The 21975-nt window shown below is 61.3% G+C and carries 16 protein-coding genes; 10 read left to right on the forward strand and 6 right to left on the reverse strand.

Annotated features, from left to right (window positions below):
- The first annotated feature begins 288 nt into the window (after positions 1-288).
- Positions 289-1425: a murein transglycosylase A gene (gene mltA, locus AC2CGI_RS23155; protein ID WP_004931884.1), complete on the forward strand. Its 1137-nt coding sequence runs from the start codon at positions 289-291 to the stop codon at positions 1423-1425.
- Between the two features lie 84 nt (positions 1426-1509).
- The gene (tcdA, locus tag AC2CGI_RS23160) at positions 1510-2316 is read left to right on the forward strand and encodes a tRNA cyclic N6-threonylcarbamoyladenosine(37) synthase TcdA (protein WP_004931886.1); all 807 of its coding nucleotides are present in this window, start codon (positions 1510-1512) and stop codon (positions 2314-2316) included.
- Here tcdA and csdE read toward each other — a convergent pair.
- Together csdE and csdA are read right to left on the reverse strand one after the other, a co-directional pair.
- Complete coding sequence (csdE, locus tag AC2CGI_RS23165; protein WP_076741322.1) at positions 2307-2741, reverse strand: cysteine desulfurase sulfur acceptor subunit CsdE; 435 nt, start codon at positions 2739-2741, stop codon at positions 2307-2309. The two genes, tcdA and csdE, sit on opposite strands and share 10 nt — an antisense overlap.
- A gap of 19 nt (positions 2742-2760) precedes the next feature.
- Positions 2761-3966 (reverse strand): cysteine desulfurase CsdA, encoded by a 1206-nt coding sequence (gene csdA / locus AC2CGI_RS23170; protein ID WP_076741323.1) that lies wholly within the window; start codon positions 3964-3966, stop codon positions 2761-2763.
- 196 nt (positions 3967-4162) lie between these two features.
- On the opposite strand from csdA, the gene AC2CGI_RS23175 reads away from it, so the two are divergent.
- From AC2CGI_RS23175 to rlmM, 4 genes are all read left to right on the forward strand, one after another.
- Positions 4163-4387 carry a YgdI/YgdR family lipoprotein gene (locus AC2CGI_RS23175; RefSeq protein ID WP_004931891.1) on the forward strand — a complete coding sequence of 75 codons (225 nt, stop codon included), beginning with the start codon at positions 4163-4165 and terminating at the stop codon, positions 4385-4387.
- Positions 4388-4772: 385 nt separating this feature from the next.
- A complete protein-coding gene (locus tag AC2CGI_RS23180; protein WP_004931894.1) occupies positions 4773-5690 on the forward strand; it encodes a transcriptional regulator GcvA in 918 nt (305 codons plus the stop codon).
- A 51-nt stretch (positions 5691-5741) separates the two neighbouring features.
- On the forward strand, positions 5742-6137 hold the full coding sequence (locus AC2CGI_RS23185; RefSeq protein ID WP_021505660.1) for a DUF423 domain-containing protein: 396 nt from the start codon (positions 5742-5744) through the stop codon (positions 6135-6137).
- Entirely contained in the window at positions 6130-7233 is a 1104-nt protein-coding gene (rlmM, locus tag AC2CGI_RS23190; protein ID WP_076741324.1) for a 23S rRNA (cytidine(2498)-2'-O)-methyltransferase RlmM, read from the forward strand. Before AC2CGI_RS23185 ends, rlmM begins: the two co-directional genes overlap by 8 nt.
- 40 nt (positions 7234-7273) lie before the next feature.
- On the opposite strand, the gene xni is transcribed toward rlmM, so the two are convergent.
- The 3 genes from xni to queF all read right to left on the reverse strand — a co-directional run bounded on the left by xni (position 7274) and on the right by queF (position 10489).
- Positions 7274-8032 carry a flap endonuclease Xni gene (gene xni / locus AC2CGI_RS23195; protein WP_021505659.1) on the reverse strand — a complete coding sequence of 253 codons (759 nt, stop codon included), beginning with the start codon at positions 8030-8032 and terminating at the stop codon, positions 7274-7276.
- A gap of 54 nt (positions 8033-8086) precedes the next feature.
- The gene (ppnN, locus tag AC2CGI_RS23200) at positions 8087-9451 is read right to left on the reverse strand and encodes a nucleotide 5'-monophosphate nucleosidase PpnN (protein WP_021505658.1); all 1365 of its coding nucleotides are present in this window, start codon (positions 9449-9451) and stop codon (positions 8087-8089) included.
- Between the two features lie 192 nt (positions 9452-9643).
- Positions 9644-10489, reverse strand: coding sequence for an NADPH-dependent 7-cyano-7-deazaguanine reductase QueF (gene queF, locus AC2CGI_RS23205; protein ID WP_021505657.1), 846 nt, complete (start codon positions 10487-10489; stop codon positions 9644-9646).
- Positions 10490-10552: 63 nt separating this feature from the next.
- On the opposite strand from queF, the gene syd reads away from it, so the two are divergent.
- Positions 10553-11101, forward strand: a complete 549-nt coding sequence (syd, locus tag AC2CGI_RS23210) for a SecY-interacting protein (protein WP_015378901.1) — start codon at positions 10553-10555, stop codon at positions 11099-11101.
- Positions 11102-11710: 609 nt separating this feature from the next.
- On the opposite strand, the gene AC2CGI_RS23215 is transcribed toward syd, so the two are convergent.
- Entirely contained in the window at positions 11711-12949 is a 1239-nt protein-coding gene (locus AC2CGI_RS23215) for an MFS transporter (protein ID WP_015378900.1), read from the reverse strand.
- A gap of 178 nt (positions 12950-13127) precedes the next feature.
- Here AC2CGI_RS23215 and AC2CGI_RS23220 point away from each other — a divergent pair, with 178 nt between their 5' ends.
- The 3 genes from AC2CGI_RS23220 to pbpC all read left to right on the forward strand — a co-directional run bounded on the left by AC2CGI_RS23220 (position 13128) and on the right by pbpC (position 21974).
- A complete protein-coding gene (locus AC2CGI_RS23220; RefSeq protein WP_028127529.1) occupies positions 13128-13454 on the forward strand; it encodes a YqcC family protein in 327 nt (108 codons plus the stop codon).
- Positions 13455-13600: 146 nt separating this feature from the next.
- Positions 13601-19576 (forward strand): alpha-2-macroglobulin family protein, encoded by a 5976-nt coding sequence (locus AC2CGI_RS23225; protein WP_076741325.1) that lies wholly within the window; start codon positions 13601-13603, stop codon positions 19574-19576.
- Positions 19577-19625: 49 nt separating this feature from the next.
- The gene (gene pbpC, locus AC2CGI_RS23230) at positions 19626-21974 is read left to right on the forward strand and encodes a penicillin-binding protein 1C (RefSeq protein WP_076741326.1); all 2349 of its coding nucleotides are present in this window, start codon (positions 19626-19628) and stop codon (positions 21972-21974) included.
- Position 21975: the final 1 nt, after the last annotated feature.

A 21975-nucleotide genomic window follows, 5' to 3' on the forward strand; every position in this document is an offset into this window, starting at 1 on the left:
GCGGGGGCCGGATTTGAACCGACGACCTTCGGGTTATGAGCCCGACGAGCTACCAGGCTGCTCCACCCCGCGTCCGATGGATGCGCACTATACTCTCCATGCGTTTTGTTGCAAACCCTTTTTGCATTTTATTGCCCTAAACCCGTTTTTCTGCTGAATTTGCCCGCAATTTGCCTTCTTTTTCATCACCATCCTCCGTGCGGCTTTTTTTATTTGCAGCGATTCCTTTATCAATGAGCGTTTGTTATCGTTCAGCCGGTAGATCATATCAGTTTGAGAGTGTGCGCGATGAAAGGACGTTGGGGCAAATACCTGCTGGGCGGGTTGATGGTGGCGGTGTTGGCGGGCTGTTCGTCCAAGCCGACCGATCGGGGTCAGCAATATAAGGACGGCCGTCTGGATCAATCGCTGGAGCTGGTCAATCAGCCCAACGCCAAAGGTTCGCCGGTCAACGCCAAGGATTACTCGGATCAGCTGATGGAGATCAAGTACGCGTCGCCTTCGCTGTTTAACCGCAACAACAGCACCTATCAGGCGGTGCAAAGCTGGATGGCGTCCGGCGCCGACACGCGCATGCTGAGCCAGTACGGCCTCAGCGCTTACCAGATGGAAGGCGTCGACAATTACGGCAACGTGCAGTTTACCGGCTACTATACGCCGGTGGTGCAGGCGCGCTATACCCAACAGGGCGAGTTCCGCTATCCGCTGTACCGCATGCCGCCGAAGGGCAGGGGCCGCTTGCCGGATCGCGCGGGCATCTACTCCGGCGCGCTCGACGATCGCTATATCATCGCTTACACCAACTCGCTGATGGACAACTTCATGATGGAAGTCCAGGGCAGCGGTTATGTCGACTACGGCAACGGCCAGCCGCTGGTGTTCTTCGGCTACGGCGGCAAGAACGGCCACGCCTATCGCAGCATCGGCAAGGTGCTGATCGATCGCGGCGAAGTGGCCAAGGCGGACATGTCGATGCAGGCGATCCGTCAGTGGGCGGATACCCACAGCGCCGCAGAGGTGCGTGAGCTGCTGGAGCAGAACCCGTCGTTCGTGTTCTTCCGCCCGGAAGCTTTTGCGCCGGTGAAAGGCGCCAGTGCGGTGCCGCTGATCGCCAAAGCCTCGGTGGCTTCCGACCGTTCGCTGATCCCGGCGGGCACCACGCTGCTGGCCGAAGTGCCGCTGCTGGACAACAAGGGTAAATTCACGGGAAAATACGAGATGCGTCTGATGGTCGCGCTCGACGTGGGCGGCGCCATCAAGGGCCAGCATTTTGACATGTATCAGGGCATCGGGCCGGAAGCCGGCCACTCGGCGGGGTACTACAACCACTACGGCCGCGTCTGGGTGCTGAAGAACAATGGCGGTGGCCAGCTGTTCAGCGCCAATCAGTCAAACGGCGGCGGTTCGTTGCTGGCCACCCGCTAAACGCATACGGCGTGAAAAGAGTGACCCGCAAGGGCCGGATTTTCCGGCCCTTATCATTTGCATTACGAAGGTAATTAAAGCGTTATGAGCACAGCTTATTCGGAAGCCTATCTGCAGCGTTTCGGCGGCACGGCGCGGTTGTACGGCCAGCAGGCGCTGGCGGTGTTCGCGCAGGCACACGTCTGCGTGATCGGCATCGGCGGCGTGGGTTCCTGGGCGGCTGAGGCGCTGGCGCGCACCGGCATCGGCGCCATCACCCTGATCGACATGGATGATGTCTGCGTCACCAATACCAATCGCCAAATCCACGCATTGCGTCAGCATGTCGGGCAATCCAAAACCGAGGTGATGGCGGAGCGTATCCTGGCGATTAACCCGGAATGCCGGGTGACCTGCATCGATGATTTCATCACTCCGGACAACGTCGCCGAGCTGCTGGACCATAACTTCAGCTACGTCATCGACGCGATCGACAGCGTGCGGCCGAAGGCGGCGCTGCTGTCCTACTGCCGCCGTTTCAAGATCCCGGTGGTGACTACCGGCGGCGCCGGCGGGCAAATAGACCCGACTAAAATCGAAGTGGCCGATCTGGCGAAGACCATTCAGGATCCGCTGGCCGCCAAACTGCGCGAGCGGCTGAAGCACGATTTCAACGTGGTGAAAAACGGCAAGGGCAAGCTGGGCATCGACTGCGTCTTCTCCAGCGAGCCGCTGGTTTATCCGCAGCCGGACGGCTCGGTATGCGCTTCGCGCAGCACGGCGGAAGGGCCGAAAAGAATGGATTGCAGCGCAGGTTTCGGCGCGGCGACCATGGTTACCGCCACCTTCGGCTTCGTCGCCGTGTCGCACGCGCTGAAAAAGATGGTGGCGAAGGCGGCGCGTCAGGCGTAACGGGCGGCGATCGCCTTTACGGCGGCGGCCAGCGCCGCCAGGCCGCTGGCGCGGGTGGCGCTCAGCTGCGCGCGCAATGCCAGGCGGTCGAACAACGCCAGCGGATCCAATGCGGCGATCTGTTGCGGCGTTTTCCCTTCCACTTCGGTCAGCAGCACCGCCAGCAGGCCGCGCACGATGCGGCCTTCGCTGTCGCCATAGAAGTGCAGCGTGCCGTCTTCCAGCAACTGGTGCCCCAGCCAGACGCGGTTTTCACAACCGCTCAATGCCATTTCTTCACTGCGCAAGGCTTCCGGCAGCGGCGGTAGCCGTTTTGCGAGCATAATCAGCTGGCGGTAGCGGTCTTCCCACTGTTTCAGCGCGCTGAAGGTGGCGATCAACGCGTCGGCGGTGATCTCTCGGCCAAAAGGATGAGGGGCGAGCATAGCGTCTCCGGGAGTCAAGTCAGTCGGCCAGCAGATCGAGGGCGTGAGTCAACGCGCTGACCAGCGTATCGACGTCCTGTTGAGTATTGTAGGGAGCGAACGACGCGCGCAACGTGCCGCTGACGCCTAACGCCGCCATCAGTGGCTGCGCGCAGTGCTGGCCGGCGCGCAGCGCAATGCCTTGCTCGGCCAGCAGCGTGATGATGTCGCTGTGGTGTACGCCGGCGATATCGAACGCCAGCAGGCTGGAACCGGAACTGCGGAAGCTGCGAAAGCCCGGCAGCTGCGCCAACCGCTGTTCCGCCCGGTCCGCCAGCTCGCGGCTGTAGCGCTCCGCCGCCGCCATATCCTGTTCGCTGAGCCAGGTGAGCGCAGCGGCCAATCCCAGCACGCCGGCGATGTTTGGCGTGCCGGCCTCGAAGCAGTGCGGCGGCTTTTGCGGGGTAAAGCCGTCGAACGACGCCTGGATCAGCATCTTTCCCCCTCCTTGCCACGGCGCCATCTGCGCCAGCAGCTCGGCTTTGCCGTACAGCGCGCCGATGCCGGTCGGGCCATACAGCTTGTGGCCGGAGAAGGCGTAAAAATCGATGTCGAGCCGCTGTACGTCGGCCGGGCCGTGCACCACGCCCTGGGCGCCGTCGATCATCACGCGCGCGCCGGCGGCATGGGCCAGCGCGATAGCCGGCGCCAGATCCGGGCAGCCGCCGGTGACGTTGGACATTTGCCCCAGCGCCAACAGGCGGGTTTTGTCATTGAGCAGGGCGGGCAGCTGCGCCAGGTCCGGCAACCGATCGGCGCCGATCGGCAGTTTCACCACCCGCGCGCCGGTTTGCTCCGCCACCATCAGCCAGGGGATCAGGTTGGCGTGGTGTTCCGCTTCGCTCACCAGAATTTCATCATCTGGCTGCAGACGCGGGCGCAGGTAGCTCTGTGCCACCAGGTTGATCGCCTCGGTGGTGCCGCGCGTCCAGACGATGTCGTCGGCCGACGGCGCATGGATCAGTTGCGCGACCTGGCCGCGCGCCTGCTCGAAACGGGCGGTCAGATCCTGCGCCGCCCGATGCTGGCTGCGGTGCACGGTGGCGGCGTCGTCGCGATAAAACTGCTGCGTGGCGTCGATCACCGCCTGCGGTTTCAACGCGGTGGCGGCGCTGTCCAGATAGATGCCGTCCTGCGCGAGCGCGGGAAACTGTTGGCGAAAAAGGCTGGGGTTAAAAGGCGTCATACCCTGATTGTCACTGGCTTGAGTCGATGGGTGATCCTGTCCTATTTTGCCGCCGGAGACAAGCGTTCGCGCCGATTAGGACTTATCGCCTGGCAAAATTGGGAAGGTTTGTTATGCTATTAAACGTGCGCTTATTAATCGCATCTATACACATAAAAGGTATTTATCAGCATTTAAAACTACAAAGGAGTCCTCAATGAAGAAAACAGCCGCAGTTATCTCTGCCCTGATGCTTACGTTCACCCTGGCCGCCTGTTCCAGCAACTACGTGATGCATACCAATGACGGACGCACCATTGTCGCTGACGGTAAGCCTAAAGTGGATAACGATACCGGCATGATCAGCTATAAAGACGCCAACGGCGTCGAGCAACAGATCAACCGCGCCGATGTGAAAGAGATGGTTGAAAGCAACCAGTAACCGTCAGGCAAAAAAAAGCACCGCAAGTTTTGCGGTGCTGCATAAAATCACTATGGACAGACAGGGTAAATGTACAGGAAGTGAAAAAACAGTAGCCTAGCTACCATGTCCGGAATCGCCGGACAATTTGCAAACACAACATCACAACCACAAGCCAAAAGTTCATCGGCGTCCTCGACACCCACTCCCTTTTCGTTCCGGCCCGGGAAGTGCCGCCACTATAGGTATTTGCTGGCGCATCCTCAACGGACAAATTATAATGGCTCGGATAAAAAAAACTAATGGCAATACGCCGTTAGCGTTTACCGATGGCTTGCCACGCAAAGCCGCCCGATTTTCGGCGCCGAATCATTCGGATTAATGTTACACAAAAGTAGCTAATTTAATGTCTAAACGCTTACCTCCCCTCAATGCGCTGCGCGTGTTCGATGCGGCCGCTCGCCACCTGAGTTTCACCAAGGCGGCGGAAGAGCTGTTCGTGACCCAGGCCGCGGTGAGCCACCAGATCAAGTCGCTGGAGGACTTCCTCGGGCTGAAGCTGTTTCGTCGGCGCAACCGCTCGCTGCTGCTGACCGAAGAGGGGCAAAGTTACTACCTCGATATCAAGGAGATCTTCTCTTCGATCAACGAGGCGACGCGCAAGCTGCAGGCGCGCAGCGCCAAGGGGGCATTGACCGTCAGTCTGCCGCCGAGCTTCGCCATTCAGTGGCTGGTGCCGCGCCTGTCCGGCTTTAACTCAGCTTATCCGGGCATCGACGTGCGCATCCAGGCGGTGGACCGCGAAGAAGACAAGCTGGCGGACGACGTCGATGTGGCGATTTTCTATGGCCGCGGCAATTGGCCGGGGCTGCGCGCCGAGCGCCTGTATGCGGAATATCTGCTGCCGGTTTGTTCGCCGAGCCTGCTGACCGGCGATCATCCGCTGAAAACCGCAGACGATCTGGCTTATCATACGTTGCTGCATGACGTTTCACGCCGTGACTGGCTGGCCTATACGCGCCAGCTGGGGTTGCAACACATCAATGTGCAGCAGGGGCCGATCTTCAGCCACAGCGCCATGGTGGTGCAGGCGGCGGTGCACGGCCAGGGCGTGGCGCTGGTGAACAACGTGATGGCGCAAACCGAGATTGAAGCCGGTCGTCTGGTGTGCCCGTTCAACGATGTGTTGGTCAGTAAAAATGCTTTTTATCTGGTATGTCATGACAGCCAGGCAGAACTGGGTAAAATAGCCGCCTTCCGGCAGTGGATCCTGGCGCGCGCCGCCAGCGAACAAGAGAAGTTCCGCTTCCGCTACGAACAATAAGGCCGGCCGCCGCCTTGCCGCGGCCGGTGATTTTTAATGGGATAGATCACGATGAGCAGCCGTTCCATGCTGGTTTTCGCCGCTATCAGCGGCTTTGTATTTGTCGCGCTGGGCGCATTCGGCGCGCATGTGTTAAGCGGCACGCTGGGCGCCAACGAAATGGCCTGGATCCGCACCGGGCTGGAGTATCAGGGGTTCCACACCCTGGCTATCCTGGCGCTGGCGATCGCGATGCAGCGCCGCGTGAGCCTGTGGTTTTACTGGAGCGGAGCGCTGTTGGCGTTCGGCACCGTGTTGTTCAGCGGCAGCCTCTATTGCCTGGCGCTGTCGCACCTGAAGGTCTGGGTATATATCACGCCGGTTGGCGGCGTGTGCTTCTTGATCGGCTGGATATTGATGTTGATTGGCGCTTTGCGTCTGAGGAAAAAGGCCGAGCGCCATGAATAAGATTGTGTTGTACTGCCGCCCCGGCTTCGAAAAAGAGTGTGCGGCGGAGATCACCGATAAAGCCGCCCAGCTGGAGATTTACGGCTTTGCGCGGGTAAAAGAGCACAGCGGTTACGTGTTGTTCGAATGCTATCAGCCGGACGATGCCGACCGTTTGGCGCGGGAAATTCCGTTCCGCGAACTGATTTTCGCCCGCCAGATGATCGTGGTGGGGGAGTTGCTGCGCGATCTGCCGCCGGAAGATCGGGTATCGCCGATCGTCGGCATGTTGATCGGCGTGGTCGATCGCGGCGGCGAGCTGCGGGTGGAAGTGCCGGACACCAACGAAAGCAAAGAGCTGATGAAGTTCTGCCGCAAGCTGACGGTGCCGCTGCGCGCCGCGATGCGCGAGCAGAAGGTGCTGATGGCGCGCGAGAACCCGACTCGCCCGGTGGTGCATGTATTTTTCATCGCGCCGGGCTGCTGCTACGTCGGTTATTCCTACAGCAACAACAACTCACCGTTCTATATGGGCATTCCGCGTCTGCGTTTCCCGGCCGATGCGCCGAGCCGCTCGACGCTGAAGCTGGAAGAAGCGTTCCACGTGTTCATCCCCGCCGACGAGTGGGACGAGCGCCTGGCCAGCGGCATGCACGCAGTCGATCTGGGGGCCTGCCCGGGCGGCTGGACCTATCAGCTGGTGAAACGCAGCATGATGGTGCATTCGGTGGATAACGGCCCGATGGCGCCGAGCCTGATGGAAACCGGCCAGGTAATGCATCACCGCGCCGACGGCTTCAAGTTCGAGCCGAACAGCAGCAAGATCTATTGGTTGGTGTGCGACATGGTGGAAAAACCGGCGAAGGTGACCAGCCTGATGATTCAGTGGCTGGTGAAAGGCTGGTGCCGCGAAGCGATCTTTAACCTCAAACTGCCGATGAAAAAGCGCTATGAGGAAGTGTCGCAAAACCTGATGAACATCCGCGAAGCGTTGAGCGCCGCCGGCATCAGCGCTGAAGTGCACGCCAAGCAGCTGTATCACGATCGTGAAGAGATCACCGTACACGTGCGCCGCATGTGGTCGGCGGTGCCGGGCCGCCGCGACGAGCGCGATTAACCGCGTGAAGCCTTGATGAAGGGCGCTGCTTGCAGCGCCCTTATTGTATCGGCAGGCGCAGCTGCTGCAGGTTGCCGTCCAGCGACAGATCGGTGCGCAGCGTGGCGACTTGTTTGCTGACGTAGGCCAGCTCGCGGTGCTGCTCCAGCTTACTGCGCCATTTTTCCGGCACCTGCTCCAGGTGCTGATAAAGCCCGTCCAGACTGCCCGACTGCTGCAGCAGCAGCACGGCGGTTTTCGGTCCGATGCCGGCCACGCCGGGGATCTTGCTGCTGCCGATCCCCGCCAACCCCCAGTAGTCCGGCAGCTGCTGCGGCTGCACGCCAAACTCCTGTTGCACGAAAGGCATATCCAGCCAGCGTTTCTGGAAGTAATCGCGAATTTGTACGTTCGGCGCCAGCAGTTGGCAATAGCCTTTGTCGGTGGAGACGATGGTCACCTGGTGGCCACCGCCGGCGACCTTCGCCGCCAGCGTGGCCGCCAGATCGTCCGCCTCATTGCCGGGCGAATGCCAGCTGGCGACGCCCAACTCGGCGAAGGCCTCGCGCAGCTGCGGCATCTCCTGCTGCAGGTTTTCCGGCATCGGCGAGCGCCCGGCCTTGTAGTCCGGCAGAATTTGGTGGCGCCAGCTGTCGCTGCGGTCGTCCTCGTCGAATACCGCCACCGCGTGGGTCGGGCGGCTGTGCTGGAGCAACTGCTGCAGCGCGTGGCGGCAGGCGTTGACGCAAGGGGAGCCCTGCACGGCGTGAATGCGGCGGATGAGGTTCAGGGCGTCGACAATCAGTAGGTGTATCATCATGGGCGGTAAGGTCAGAAAAAACAGGGCGGCCGTTACGCCGCCCGGGATTGAGGGTCAGGCGACGATTTCGTAGCAGGGCACATAGGCGCTGCCCGGCAGCTTCATGCGGTGCTGGGCGACAAAGCCCTGCAGCAGGCTATCCATCTGCTTCATCATTTGCGGTTCGCCGTGCAGCTTGTACGGGCCGAACTGCTCAATGGCGTGGATGCCGTTTTCCTTCACGTTGCCAGCGACGATGCCGGAGAAGGCGCGGCGCAGCGCGGCGGCCAATTGCTCCGGCGGCTGGTTCGGATACAGGTTGAGGTTAGCCATGTTTTCGTGGGTCGGCTCGAACGGCAGTTGCAGATCCGGCGCGATGCGGATCGACCAGTTAAAGCTGTAGGCGTCGCCGGTGTTGCGGCGGTTTTCCTTCACCAGCGGCATGGCTTTTTTCATCTGCCGCGCCACTTCCGCCGGATCGTCGATGATGATGGTGTAATGGCGGCGCGCTTCGTCGCCCAGCGTGTTCATGATGAACTCGTCCAGCACGCGGAAGTAGTCGGCGCTCTCTTTCGGCCCGGTCAGGATCAGCGGCAGCACCTGTTCACTGTTCTCCGGGTTCATCAGGATACCCAACAGGTACAGCAGCTCTTCGGCGGTGCCGACGCCGCCCGGGAAGATAATGATGCCATGCGCGATGCGCACGAAGGCTTCCAGGCGTTTTTCGATGTCCGGCATGATCACCAGCTCGTTCACTAGCGGGTTAGGCGGCTCGGCGGCGATGATCGAAGGCTCGGTCATGCCGATAAAGCGGCTGTTGCGGTAACGCTGCTGCGCGTGGCCGACCGCCGCACCTTTCATCGGCGCTTCCATGGCGCCCGGCCCGCAGCCGGTGCAGATGTTGAGCTCGCGCAGGCCCAGCTGGCTGCCGACCTTGCGCGCGTACAGATATTCGTTCTCGTTGATCGAGTGCCCGCCCCAGCACACCACCATGTTGGGATCTTCATCCAGATGCAGCGTGCGCGCATTGCGCAGGATCGAAAATACCAGGTTGGTGATGTGGGCCGAGTTTTCCAGGTTCAGGTGCTGGAAACGGCCGGCGCTGGCGATTTGGCCGTGCACGAACAGGATGTCGCGCAGCACGGCGAACAGGTTGGCCTGCAGCGAACGGATGATGCGGCCGTCGACGAACGCCTCTTCCGGCGGGTTGACCAGCTCCAGCTTCACCCCGCGCTCGCGGCGCAGCACGTTGATGTCGAAGGTTTCATAGCGCGACAGCAGCTGTTTGCTGTTGTCGGTTTGGCTGCCGGAGTTCAACACGGCCAGCGAACAGTTGCGGAACAGGCGGTACAGGTCGCTGCTGGCGGTGCGCTTCAGCATGTCTACTTCCAGCTGCGACAATAAATCCATAGAGCCAAGCGGGCTGATGTGTGTAATCAAGGTAACTCCTTTGCACCCGGTGCGGGGCGGTAGTAATCCATACGCAGCAAAACAGCATCTCGTTATGGTTGGCGTGCTGCGGCGCAGCGGGCGCTCTGCCCGGCCGCAGCCTCGTTTTAACCTTACCGCCGTCCCTGGGCTTTTACCAACATAAACCGCTCGTTAGCTCAGTTGTTGAGCAATGTTTCGCACTTATTGGCGCGCCAGGCGGCCGTGCGCGGGAGCGAATACGACGTTGCTGCGCCACGGGTTGATGTCCAGCCCGCCGCGGCGGGTGTAGCGGGCGTAAACCGTCAGGCTTTGCGGCCGGCAGTAGCGCATCAGATCGTTGAAGATGCGCTCGACGCACTGCTCGTGGAATTCGTTGTGGTGGCGGAAGGAGACCAGGTAGCGCAGCAGCGCTTCGCGATCGATCTTGCCGCCGCGGTAGCTTATCTGCACCGAGCCCCAGTCCGGTTGATGGGTGATCAGGCAGTTGGACTTCAGCAGGTGGCTGACCAATTGCTCTTCCACCACCTCTTCACCGGCGGCGTTCAGCAGGCAGTCGGCGTTGAACTCATAATTGTCGATGCGGATATCCTGCTGGTCGATGCAGTCGCCGGCCAGACGGGCGATCGGCGTGCCTTCCAGCTGCTCGACGCTGAACAGGGTGACGCTTACCTCGCCCTGGGCACAGGCAGACAGATCGCGCTGCAGGGTGCTGCGCACCGTTTCCCAATCGGCGAACGGGGTTTGGTTGAAGCTGTTGAGATACAGTTTGAAGCTTTTCGATTCGATCAGGTTCAGGCTGTCGGCGTTGAGGCTGATCTCGCCGACCGCCACCTGCGGCAGCCCGTTGGCGTTCAGCCAGGAGAGTTCGTACAGCGTCCAGATGTCCGCGCCGTGGAAGGGCAGGTTGTCGGGATACAGCCCCAGCGGCTCGCGGTTCATGCTGCGCGGCACCGCCTGCAGCAACGTGGCGTCGTAGCGATCGCGGTAGGCGGTGGGTTTGCCCAGCGTCAGCCCTGACAGGGCCTGGTGGTCTTGATAGGAGGACATCTGCTGTCACCTCGCTCAGAGATAGGTACAATGGCCGTCAGTTTAACGTATGCGAGAAAGAATATGGACCATGATGTATCGCACGCTCTGCGTGAATTCACTCAACGCTATGTCGAGTTGTGGCAGCAAGCGCGCGGCCACGCGCCGGCCAGCCAGGCATTGTACGGCGTGCCGTCGCCCTGCATCGTGGAGAATCGCGAGGACGAGGTGCTGTGGTTGCCGCAGCCTTTCGAGCCGGCGGCGACGCTGGAGAGGGTAGAAGCCGCGCTGGAGCTGCGTTTGCAGCCGGATGCGCACCGTTTTTACACGCAGCAATACGCGGGCGACATGAGCGCGCAATTTGGGGAGCATCGCCTGAGCCTGCTGCAGGTCTGGAGCGAGGAGGATTTTATCCGCCTGCAGGAGAACCTGATCGGTCATCTGGTGACGCAAAAACGTCTCAAACTGTCGCCAACGCTGTTCCTGGCGACCACCGAATCCGAGATGACGATGGTGTCGCTGTGCAACGTTAGCGGCAACGTGGTGCTGGAACAATTCGGCAGCGATAAGCGCACCTTGTTGGCGGCGACGCTGGGGAATTTCCTCGATGCGCTGCGCCCGGTGCTGGACTGAAGCGCGGCGGATTCGCCGTCGCCCGTGTAAGAGATCTCTCACACAGGGTGTGAGAGATCGCTCTTAATTTTTCCCACCTTTTTCCAGACTATGAGATTATTGTTATCCAGATCAATTGGTTAGAATTTCTTTAGGATAACTCTTAGGCTTAATTTAGTGTGAGACGCCTCCCAAACCCTTGTGATTCCGGGGAATTTAAGCGATCTTATCGTTACCGGAACGGAACCGGCGGAGCAGGAAAGCATCAGGATGATGCAGCTTCAGGACGAAGAAAGGGATGCGCTCAGGCAAGAGCGAAGGATGGCGTCAGGAGATGCCCAGGATGTTTCAGGATAGAAGCCAGGGACACCTCCAGGACGGAGATTGAGAGCCGGCACAGGACTGTCGGCGGGTCAGGAAGGCTGAGGAACCGCGTCAGGACGATGCTGCAGGATGATGCAAGGACCACTTGGTCAGGATGGCCGCAGGAAAAGTTTTCAAGGATTGAGCAGGGAGCACGCTGTGTAGCGGGATGGCTATAAAACGAACCGGGGGCACTGTTAACGCAGTGCCCCCAACTTTTTGTTCTATCCCGCCGTGCGTGCTTCTCTGCTTAATCCATCGCCAGCGTTAACCAATCGCGCCCAGCGTATCGCCTGCGCCCTGTTTTTTCGGCAGCAGGAACAGCGTGGCGTAGATATCCAGCAGGTAAATCGCCGCCAGCAGGCTGATAGCGGCGGTGAACGACACCTGCGTCACCAGCGCGCCGATCACCAATGGCCCCAGGCCGCCGACGCCGCGCCCGAGATTGAACAAGATGTTTTGCGCGGTGGCGCGCGCCTGTACCGGGTAAGTATCGGAAATCAACGCGCCGTAGCCGCCTATCATGCCGTTAACGAACATGCCCATCACGGCGCCGGCGAACAACATCAGCATCGGGTCGCTCAACTGGGCGTAGCCGATCACCATCACCACCGCGCCGACCTGATACAGCACGAAAATCTTCCAGCGGGCGAAGCGGTCGGCCAGCACCCCAAACAGCCAGATGCCGAACGTCATGCCCACGACCGTCACCGCTGTCCACAGGCCGGACTTGGTGAGCGAGAAACCAAAGTTTTTCGCCAGGTAAGTCGGCATCCAGATCATCAGCCCGTAGTAACCGAAGTTCTGCACCGAACAGAGAATGAAGATGCCGATGCTGGCCTTGCCGGTGGCGCGATCCTTAAACAGCAGGCGCAACCGCTGCAGGAAGGAAAGCGGCTGCCCGGCGTCTTTCTGCCGCACGAATTCCTCCGGTTCGCCCAGCGTGCGGCGGATCAGGAATGACGCCAGCGCCGGCAGCAGGCCGACCAGGAACATGCCGCGCCAGCCGATGTGTTCCAGCAGCAGCGGCGTCAGGAAAGCGGCCGCCAGCACCCCCAACTGCCAGCCCATGCCGACGTAAGCCGAAGCGCGGTTGCGCTTCTCCGCCGGCCAGGCTTCGGCGATCAGCGCCATGCCGATGCCGAACTCGCCACCCAGCCCGATGCCCGCCAGGGTGCGATAGGCCAGCAGATCCCAATAGCCTTGCGCCACGGCGCACAGGCCGGTGAACAGGGAAAACATCAGGATGGTGATCGTGAGTACCCGGATGCGGCCGAAACGATCGCTGAGGTGGCCAAAGATCACGCCGCCCAGCACCGCGCCGATCAGCGTCCAGGTGACCAGCGAACCGGCGGCCGATGAGGATAATCCCAATTCGATGCTGATGGCCGGCAGCATAAAGCCGAGGATCAGCAGGTCAAACCCGTCCATGGCATAACCGGTGACCGAGGCCAACATGGCCTTACCGGGCGTCGCGTGGTTTTTTTTCTCTGTTATTACGGACATGAATCTTTATCTGTGTGGTGAATTCGGTGGGCCTATTGTGCCGCGCGACGGCGAACGTCACCAGATAAAAACGGCGAGCTGTCTCAGGCGCGCCGAATTTGGGCTATAAAAATGCTATGCTTTGCCGCCTTTCAGCCAGAGCGCTGAATACCATGATGAAAAGAGATCGGGAATGCAGATGAGTATACATAACCAGGTGCGCCGCAGTTTGCAGGCGATTGAACAATCCATGCGCGATCTGGCGCTGTGGCAGGCCGCGCCCCCTGAGCATGAGGCTTTCTCCAGCACCGAGCCGTTCTGCATCGACAGCATGTCGGCCGAAGCCTGGCTGCAGTGGGTGTTCTTGCCGCGCATGTATGCGTTGTTGGACGCCGAGGCGCCGTTGCCGACGCGCTTCGCCATCACGCCTTATTTCGAAGAGGCGTTGAAAGATCGTGAACCGAGCAGTCTGCCGCTGCTGGTGCTGCTGCAACAGCTGGATTTGATGTTGAATAAAGAGCCGTAATGCGCCGGCGGCGCGCAGATTTTTGCCGCCCGGCAGTGTAGAGTACTCGCGCGGATGCCGGGCAGGAGAGCCGACGGCGTCTTTCGGCTCGGTTTAACCGCGGCGGTTGACCGGGAGCTGCATTAGGATGATGAGGTGCTGCAATAATGGATTTATTAAGGTTTATCCTGCGTTTGCCTTTTACCCTGGTTAAGGGCGTTTGTCGCCTGCTGGGCGGGGCGTTGTCGCTGTTGGGGCGGTTGCTGAGACCGCTGGTCGGCAACCTCAGCTGGCGTGCGCCGGCCTGGTGGGCTGCGCTGCCGCGCGGTTTTTTGCGGCTGGAAAGCGGCGTGGAGAAACACCCGAAAGCGGTCGGTCTGAGCCTGCTGCTGCTGGCAGGCGTTGCGGGCGGCGCATTTTACGGTTGGCACTGGTGGCAAAACCGGCCCCAACCGATTGAACCGGCGCCGATGGTGGTTCAGGAGATCAACGCCGAGTTGTCCAACCCCGAGCCGATAGACTACGCCGCCGCCCGGCAGGCGCCGCAAACGGTGAGCCTGACCTTCAGCGGCTCGGCTGCGCCGATAACCGCGGCGGGCAAAACCGTGAGCGCCGGCATCACTCTGAAACCGTCGGCGGAAGGGCAGTGGGCATGGAGCAATGAGTCGACACTGGTGTTCACGGCGAAAAAGCCGCTGCCGATGGGCGCGAAATATGAGGTGACCCTTGAACCCGCCACCTTGCTGGCGCCGCAGGTCAAGCTAGTCAAAACCCGTTATGCCTTCACCGTGCCCGCGTTCGATTACCGCCTGGGGCAGGCCGAGTATTACCGCGATCCGCAAAATGCGCAAAAACGCAGCGCGATCTTCAATTTGCAGTTCAACGCGCCGGTTGACGTCGGCAGCTTTGAAAAACAGATTTCGCTGGGATTGAAAGAAGGCAGCGCCACCTCCGAGAAAAAGCTGAATTTCTCTCTGGTCTATGACGAGAAAAAACTGAACGCCTGGGTGCATTCCGAGCCGCTGCAGGCGCTGGATCAGGGCGGGGCAGTGCATCTGACCGTCGGCAAGGGCGTTAAATCGACGGCGGCCGGCAATACGGTCGAAGAGGCGAAAAGCAACTGGGTCAAAGTACCGACGCTGTACAGCCTGGCGCTGAGCGACGCCAGCGCCCAGGTCGTGGATACCGACGGCGGCCAAGGGCAGCGTGCCCTGGTGGTCGGTTTCAGCGATGCGGTGAAGGATAAAGAGCTGGCGCGGGCCGCGAAAGCCTGGCTGCTGCCGCAGCACGATCCGAGCGATGCCGAGACCGCCAACGATGCCGACGATTTCTATCAATGGACGATCGACAGCGTCGGTAAAAACGTGCTGGCGCAGGCGACGCCGCTGCCGTTGACGCTTAACGAGGCGGAAGAGGCCTACCAACCGCAGTTCAGCTTCCGTTTCGACGCCCCGGCGCACCGCTTTGTGCTGCTCGAGATCGATAACCAGCTGGTTTCCGCCGGCGGTTACAAAATGCCGAAGAAGGTTTACCGCGTGGTCGAAGTGCCGGAGTTCCCGAAATCGCTGCAGTTCATGTCGCAGGGCTCGCTGCTGTCGGTCAACGGCGACAAGCAGATCAGCGTGGCGGCGCGCAACGTGGCGGGCCTGCGGCTGGACATCAAGCGGGTGATCCCGAGCCAGCTGCAGCATATCGTCTCCTTCAAAAGCCGGGAATACTCCTCCACGGAATTCAACCGGCTCAACGACGAGTATTTCACCGAGCATTTCAAATACCAGACGGCGCTCAACAACGAGCGGCCGGGGGACGTGAACTATCAGGGCATCGATCTTTCCCGCTATCTCTCCACCAACGCCAGTTCCCATCGCGGGGTGTTCCTGCTGACGCTGTCTGAATGGCAGCCGAATCGAAAACCGGCGGCGGAAGAGGCGGGTGCCGAGCAGGATCAGGAACAGGATGAGAGCGAAGTGGAAGAACAGCCCGACGTCGGCGATTCGCGCTTTGTGGTGGTGACCGATCTGGGCATCGTCGCCAAGAGCTCGCAGGACAAGACGCGCGACGTCTTTGTGCAGTCGATCCAAAGCGGCGCGCCGGTCAGCGGCGCCACCGTGTCGGTGGTGGCCAAAAACGGCGTGACGCTGCTCAGCCAAACCACCGGCGCCGATGGGCACGTGCGTTTCCCGGCGCTGGATGTGTACACCAACGAGCGCCAGCCGGTGATGTTCCTGGTGGAGAAAGAAGGGGATGTCTCCTTCCTGCCGACCGGCAGCTATAACGATCGCGGGCTGGATTTCTCGCGCTTCGACGTTGCCGGTGAACAAACGCCGACCGATCCGCGCACGCTCAGCAGCTACCTGTTCTCCGATCGCGGCGTTTATCGGCCGGGGGATACCTTTAACATCGGCCTGATCACCCGCGCCGCCGACTGGGGCGTTGGCCTGGCCGGCGTGCCGGTGCGCGCCGAAATCCGCGATCCGCGCGATAAGCTGATGTCCACCGTGCCGCTGACGCTGGGCGCCAGCGGTTTCAACGAGCTGAGCTATACCACCGATGAAAATTCGCCTACCGGCGAGTGGAACGTCTATCTGTATCTGATCGGCAAAAATAACGATACCTCCACGCTGCTCGGCCATACCGCAGTCAATGTGAAGGAGTTCGAACCGGATCAGCTGAAAGTGAAGCTGGCGTTGACGCCGGACCGCCAGCAAGGCTGGGTAAAACCGTCCGAGCTGAAGGCCAGCATCGATGTGCAGAACCTGTTCGGCACCCCGGCGCAAGATCGCCGCGTGACCTCCAGGCTGACGCTGCGGCCGATGTATCCGAGCTTCGATCGCTTCCCGGATTATGCGTTCTATGAAAACCGACAAAACAGCGACGGGTTCGAGACCGAGCTGGAAGATCGCACCACCGATGAGCATGGCGCGGCCGATATTCCGCTCGATCTGAAATCCTACGCCGACGCCACCTATCAGCTGCAATTGCTGTCGGAGGCGTTCGTTGCCGGCGGCGGGCGCTCGGTGGCGGCTACCGCCCGTACGCTGGTTTCCCCTTACGATTACCTGATCGGCGTGAAGGCGGACGGCGATCTGGGCTACATCAATCGCGACGCGGAGCGGCATCTGAACGTGATCGCCATCGATCCGGCCTTGAAACAGATCGCCATGCCGAACCTGAAGCAGGTGTTGATCGAGCAGAAATACATTTCGGTGCTGACCAAACAGGATTCGGGCGTTTACAAATATCAGTCGAAGATGAAGGAAGTGCAGCTGTCGGAACAGCCGCTGGCGCTGAGCGAGCAGGGCGCGGATCTGCGGCTGGCGACCGATAAGCCGGGCGACTTCGTGCTGGTGATTGAAGATGCGCAGGGCAAGACGCTCAATCGCGTCGCCTACAGCGTGGCCGGCAACGCCAACCTGAGCCGTTCGCTGGATCGCAATGCCGAACTGAAGCTGAAACTCAACCAGGCGGAATACCAGCCGGGCGAGGAGATCGAGGTGGCGATCAACGCGCCTTATACCGGTAGCGGCTTGATCACCATTGAAAAGGACAAGGTTTACGCCTGGCAGTGGTTCCACACCGACACCACCAGCTCGGTGCAGACGATCCGCGTGCCGGCCGGCATGGAGGGCAACGGCTACATCAACGTGCAGTTCGTGCGCGACATCAACTCCAGCGAGATCTTCATGAGCCCGCTGAGCTACGGCGTGATGCCGTTCAAGATCAGCACCAAGGCGCGCCAAAACAGCCTCGAGGTGACGGCGCCGGAGGTCATCAAGCCGGGTGAAAACCTGACGATGACGGTCAAGACCGATGCGCCGCAGCAGGTGGCGCTGTTCGCCGTCGATGAGGGCATTCTGCAGGTGGCGCGTTACCGTCTGAAGGATCCGCTGGAGTTCTTCTTCAGCAAGCGCGAACTCAACGTGAGCAGCTCGCAGATCCTCGATCTGATCCTGCCGGAATTCAGCAAGCTGATGGCGCTGACCGCGGCGCCGGGCGGCGATGCGGGCGAAGGGCTGGATCTCAACCTCAACCCGTTCAAGCGCAAGCGCGATAAGCCGGTGGCCTATTGGTCCGGCATTACCGAGGTCAGCGGCGAGAAACAGTTCGTCTATCCGGTGCCGGATTACTTCAACGGCAAGATCCGCGTCATGGCGATTTCGGTGACGCCGGAGAAAATCGGCAAGGCGCAAACCGCCGCCACGGTGCGCGACAGCTTCATCATGACGCCGAATGTGCCGGCGATGGTGGCGCCGGGCGACGAGTTCGACGTCAGCGTGGGTGTCAGCAACAACCTCGAAGGGCTGAACGGCCAGTCGGTGGCCATCAACGTCCTGCTGACGCCGCCGCCGCAGTTGGAGGTGGTGGGCAACGCGACGCAAAGCCTGACGCTGGCGGAAAAACGTGAAGGCGTTATCACCTTCCGCCTGCGCGCCAAAGCCGTGCTGGGTGATGCGCCGCTGGTGTTCGACGCCCGTTACGGCGACCAGGCCAGCCGCCGCACCGTCAGCACCTCGGTACGGCCGGCGGCGCCGTACCGCACCCAGTCGGTGATGGGGCGCATGAGCGGCGGCAGCCAGAACGTCGACGGCCTGCGCCAGATGTTTGACGCCTTCGCGCAGCGCCGGGCGGCGGTGTCGAATTCGCCGCTGGTGCTGACCAGCGGGCTGGCGCAATACCTGGCGGATTACCCGTATTACTGTTCCGAGCAGATCGTCAGCCGCTCCATTCCGCTGATGCTGCAGAGCCGTCATCCGGAGATGAAAAGCAGCCTGAGCCAGGCGGAAGTCAGCAAGCAGCTGCGCAATCTGCTGGGCGTGCTGCGCGCCCGTCAGAATGACAGCGGGGCGATCGGCGCCTGGCGTTCGTCGCCGGATGCCGATCCTTTCGTCACGCCTTATGTGGTGCAGTATCTGCTCGAAGCCAAAGCGGCGGGCTACGCCCTGCCGGAAGGCATGCTGGATGAAGCCAACGGCGCGTTGCGCGAGCTGGCGGCCAGCGGATTCGACGATCTGTATCTGCTGCGCCTGCGCAGCTGGGCGGTTTACCTGCTGACGCTGCAGGGCGAAGTGACCACCAACTCGCTGGCGGCGGTGCAGGATACGCTGCAAAAACGCTATGGCGAAGGCTGGAAAACCGATCTGAGCGCACTCTATCTGGCCTCTTCCTATCGCCTGTTGAAGATGGACGACGAAGCCGCCGCGCTGTTGCAACCGAGCTGGCAGCAACTGAGCAAAGCCTATGACAGCGCCTGGTGGACGCAGAACTATTTCGATCCGCTGGTGCAGGATGCGACGCGGCTGTATCTGATTACCCGTCACTTCCCTGAGAAGGTGGCGTCGATCCCGCCGCAGGTGCTGGAGAATATGGTCAAGGCACTGAAAGAAGAGCGTTACACCACCTACTCCTCTGCAATGAGCATCCTGGCGCTGGAAAGCTATTCGGCCCAGGTGGCGGCGCAATCCGCCAATGCGGACGCGTTAGGCATCGTGCAGGTGGGCAAAAGCGGCGGCGACCCGCAGCGCATCAGCGAGCTGCAGGGGCTGTTCGTTCAGGGGCAATTTAACGCCGACGCTACCGCCGTGCGCTTCACCAACGGCGGCAGCGCGCCGGCCTGGTATGTGGTGACGCAGGCCGGTTACGATCTGAATGCGCCGCAAAAAGCGCTGTCGCGCGGGATTGAGATCGTCCGCGATTACACCGACGAACAGGGCAAGCCGGTGACGCAGGTGACGCTGGGGCAGAAGATCAACGTCCATCTGAAGGTGCGCGCCAACTCGAAAGAGGGGCAGAGCAACCTGGCGATCGTCGATCTGCTGCCGGGCGGGTTCGAAGTGGTGCAGCAGACGCCGCCGGAGCCGGCCGACGCAGGCGAGGAGAGCGACGAGCATGGCGGCTGGCAGTCGCCGCTGGCCGCATCTGGCTCCACCTGGGCGCCGGACTACAGCGATATCCGCGAAGATCGGGTGATCATCTACGGCAGCGCCGGCACTGAGGTGCAGGAGTTCGTTTATCAAATCAAAGCCACCAATACCGGCAGCTTTATTGTTCCACCGGCCTACGGCGAAGCCATGTACGACCGTGAAGTGCAGGCCATGTCGGCCGGCGGCGGCAAGCTGGTGGTGGTGCCGGCGGGCAACGACTAGGCCGTATCCGGCGCCAGGCCAGCGTCTGGCGCCGGAATGCTGAGAACGTATGAAGATCCTGACCGGGCGCGTGCTGCAAAACGGCTTGATGGCGGTGTTTTTACTGGCGCTGCTGTTGACCGCAATTCGGCTGTGGCCGCATCCGCCCCTGTGGCAGGGGCTGCCGCAGTCTTCCGTTTATTACGACAGGCACGGCGCGCTGCTGCGCATTACGCTGGCCAACGACGATCGCTACCGGCTGTGGACCCCGCTGGAGCAAGTGTCGCCGCTGGCGGTGCGCGGATTGCTGCTGCACGAAGATCGCTGGTTCTACTATAACCCCGGCTTTAACCCCGTCAGCCTGATGCGCGGTTTCTGGCGCAGCTATGTCGCCGGCGGCAAAATGCAGGGCGGTTCGACCATCAGCATGCAGCTGGCGCGCATGCGCTGGCATCTCAATACCCGTACGCCGGGCGGCAAGCTGCTGCAGGTGCTGCGTGCGGTGCAGCTGGAACTGAGCTACTCCAAGCGCGATATCCTGGAAGCCTATCTGAATTACGCGCCCTACGGCCGCAACATTGAAAGCATCGGCGCCGCCAGCCTGATCTATTTCGCTAAGTCGCCGCGGGAGTTGACTCTGCCGGAGGCGCTGACGCTGGCGGTGTTGCCGCAGTCACCCAGCTACCGTCTGGAGCCGAAAACCGGCGTGCTCGGCGCCGCATTGACGCAGGCGCGCAACCGTCTGTTCCTGCGCTGGCAACAGGTTTACCCCACCGACGCCAGCCAGCAAACGCTGTTCCGCCTGCCGTTGGCGCTGCGGCAGACTGAACAAGTGCCCTATATTGCGCCGCACTTTATCGAACAGCTGCGCCTGCAGACGCAGCAATTGGTGCAGCGCGATACCCGCGTCGACACGACGCTGGACGCCGGGTTGCAGCGGCTGGTCGAACGGCAGGTCAACGCCTTTATCGCCCGCAACCGCAGCCGCGGCATTCAGAACGCCGCGGTGCTGCTGGTGGACAGCCGCGATATGGGGGTGCGCGCGCTGGTGGGATCGGCGGACTATTACAATCGCCCTATTCAGGGGCAGGTGAACGGCACCAACGCCAAACGCTCGCCGGGATCGACGCTGAAGCCGTTCATCTACGCGCTGGGCATGGAGCAGGGCGTGCTGCATCCGATGACCATTCTGAAAGACGTGCCTTCGTCGTTTGGGGCCTATGCGCCGGAAAATTTCGACCGGCGCTTTCTCGGCCCGGTGACCGCCACCGACGCGCTGAATTTCAGCCGTAACATCCCGGCGGTCTATGTCGCCTCGCAGCTGCGTCAGCCAACCTTTTATCAGTTCTTGCGCCTGACCGGCGTCGCCAATATGGCCAACGAGAGCCACTACGGGCTGTCGCTGGTGCTGGGCGGCGGCGAGGTAACGGCGCAGGAATTGGCGAAGCTGTATGCGCTGCTGGCGAATCGCGGCGAGCTGCGGCCGCTGCGCATGCAGCTGAACCAGGCCGAATCGACGCCGGTACGGCTGCTGAGCGAGGAGGCCAGTTTCATCACGCTGGATATGCTGCGCCAGCACCGGCGGCCGGGCGATACGCTGGCGCAGCGTTCTTCGTCGCTGCCGGTGTACTGGAAGACCGGCACCTCCTGGGGGTTTCGCGACGCCTGGAGCGTCGGGATTTTCGGCCCTTATGTGCTGGTGGTGTGGGAAGGCAACTTCGATGGGCGAGGCAACAATGCGTTGGTCGGCGCCGAAGCCGCCGCGCCGCTGTTCTTCAACATCATCGACAGCGTCAACGCCAGCTATCCCGGCCTGCGGGAACCGAAACACCCGTTCCCCCAACGGCTGCGGCGGGTGGACATTTGTCTCGCCAGCGGCGATCTGCCGACGCCGTGGTGCCAGCAAAAGGGCAAGACCTGGTTCATTCCCGGCAAGTCGCCGATCAAGGTCGACAGCGTTTACCGGCCGGTGGTGCTGGATATTCACAGCGGTGAGGTCGTTTGCCCGCCGTATGATGCGGCGCAGACCCGCACCGAAATCTTTGAGTTCTGGCCTTCCGATCTGGCCAATGTGTTCGCTCAGGCCGGGTTGCCGAAGCGGGCGCCGCCGATCAATCGCTGTAAGGACAACGGCATCGCCGTCGGCGGCAGCGCGCCGCGCATCACTTCACCGCTGAAAAACACCACCTATACCCTGCGTCAGTCGCAGCAGGGGCGGGATAAAATCGCCTTCAGCGCGGTGACGGACGCCGACAGCAAGACGGTGTACTGGTTCGTCGACGATATCTATCTCGGCAGCAGCGCCAGCAAAAAGCCGATCGACTGGCGGCCGATCAACAACGGGCGCTACCGCATTCGGGCGGTGGACGATCGTGGCCGTGCCGATACGCGGCTGGTGACCATCGAATGGGTGAACTAGC

This window comes from Serratia sp. LSHTC3 (assembly GCF_057197125.1).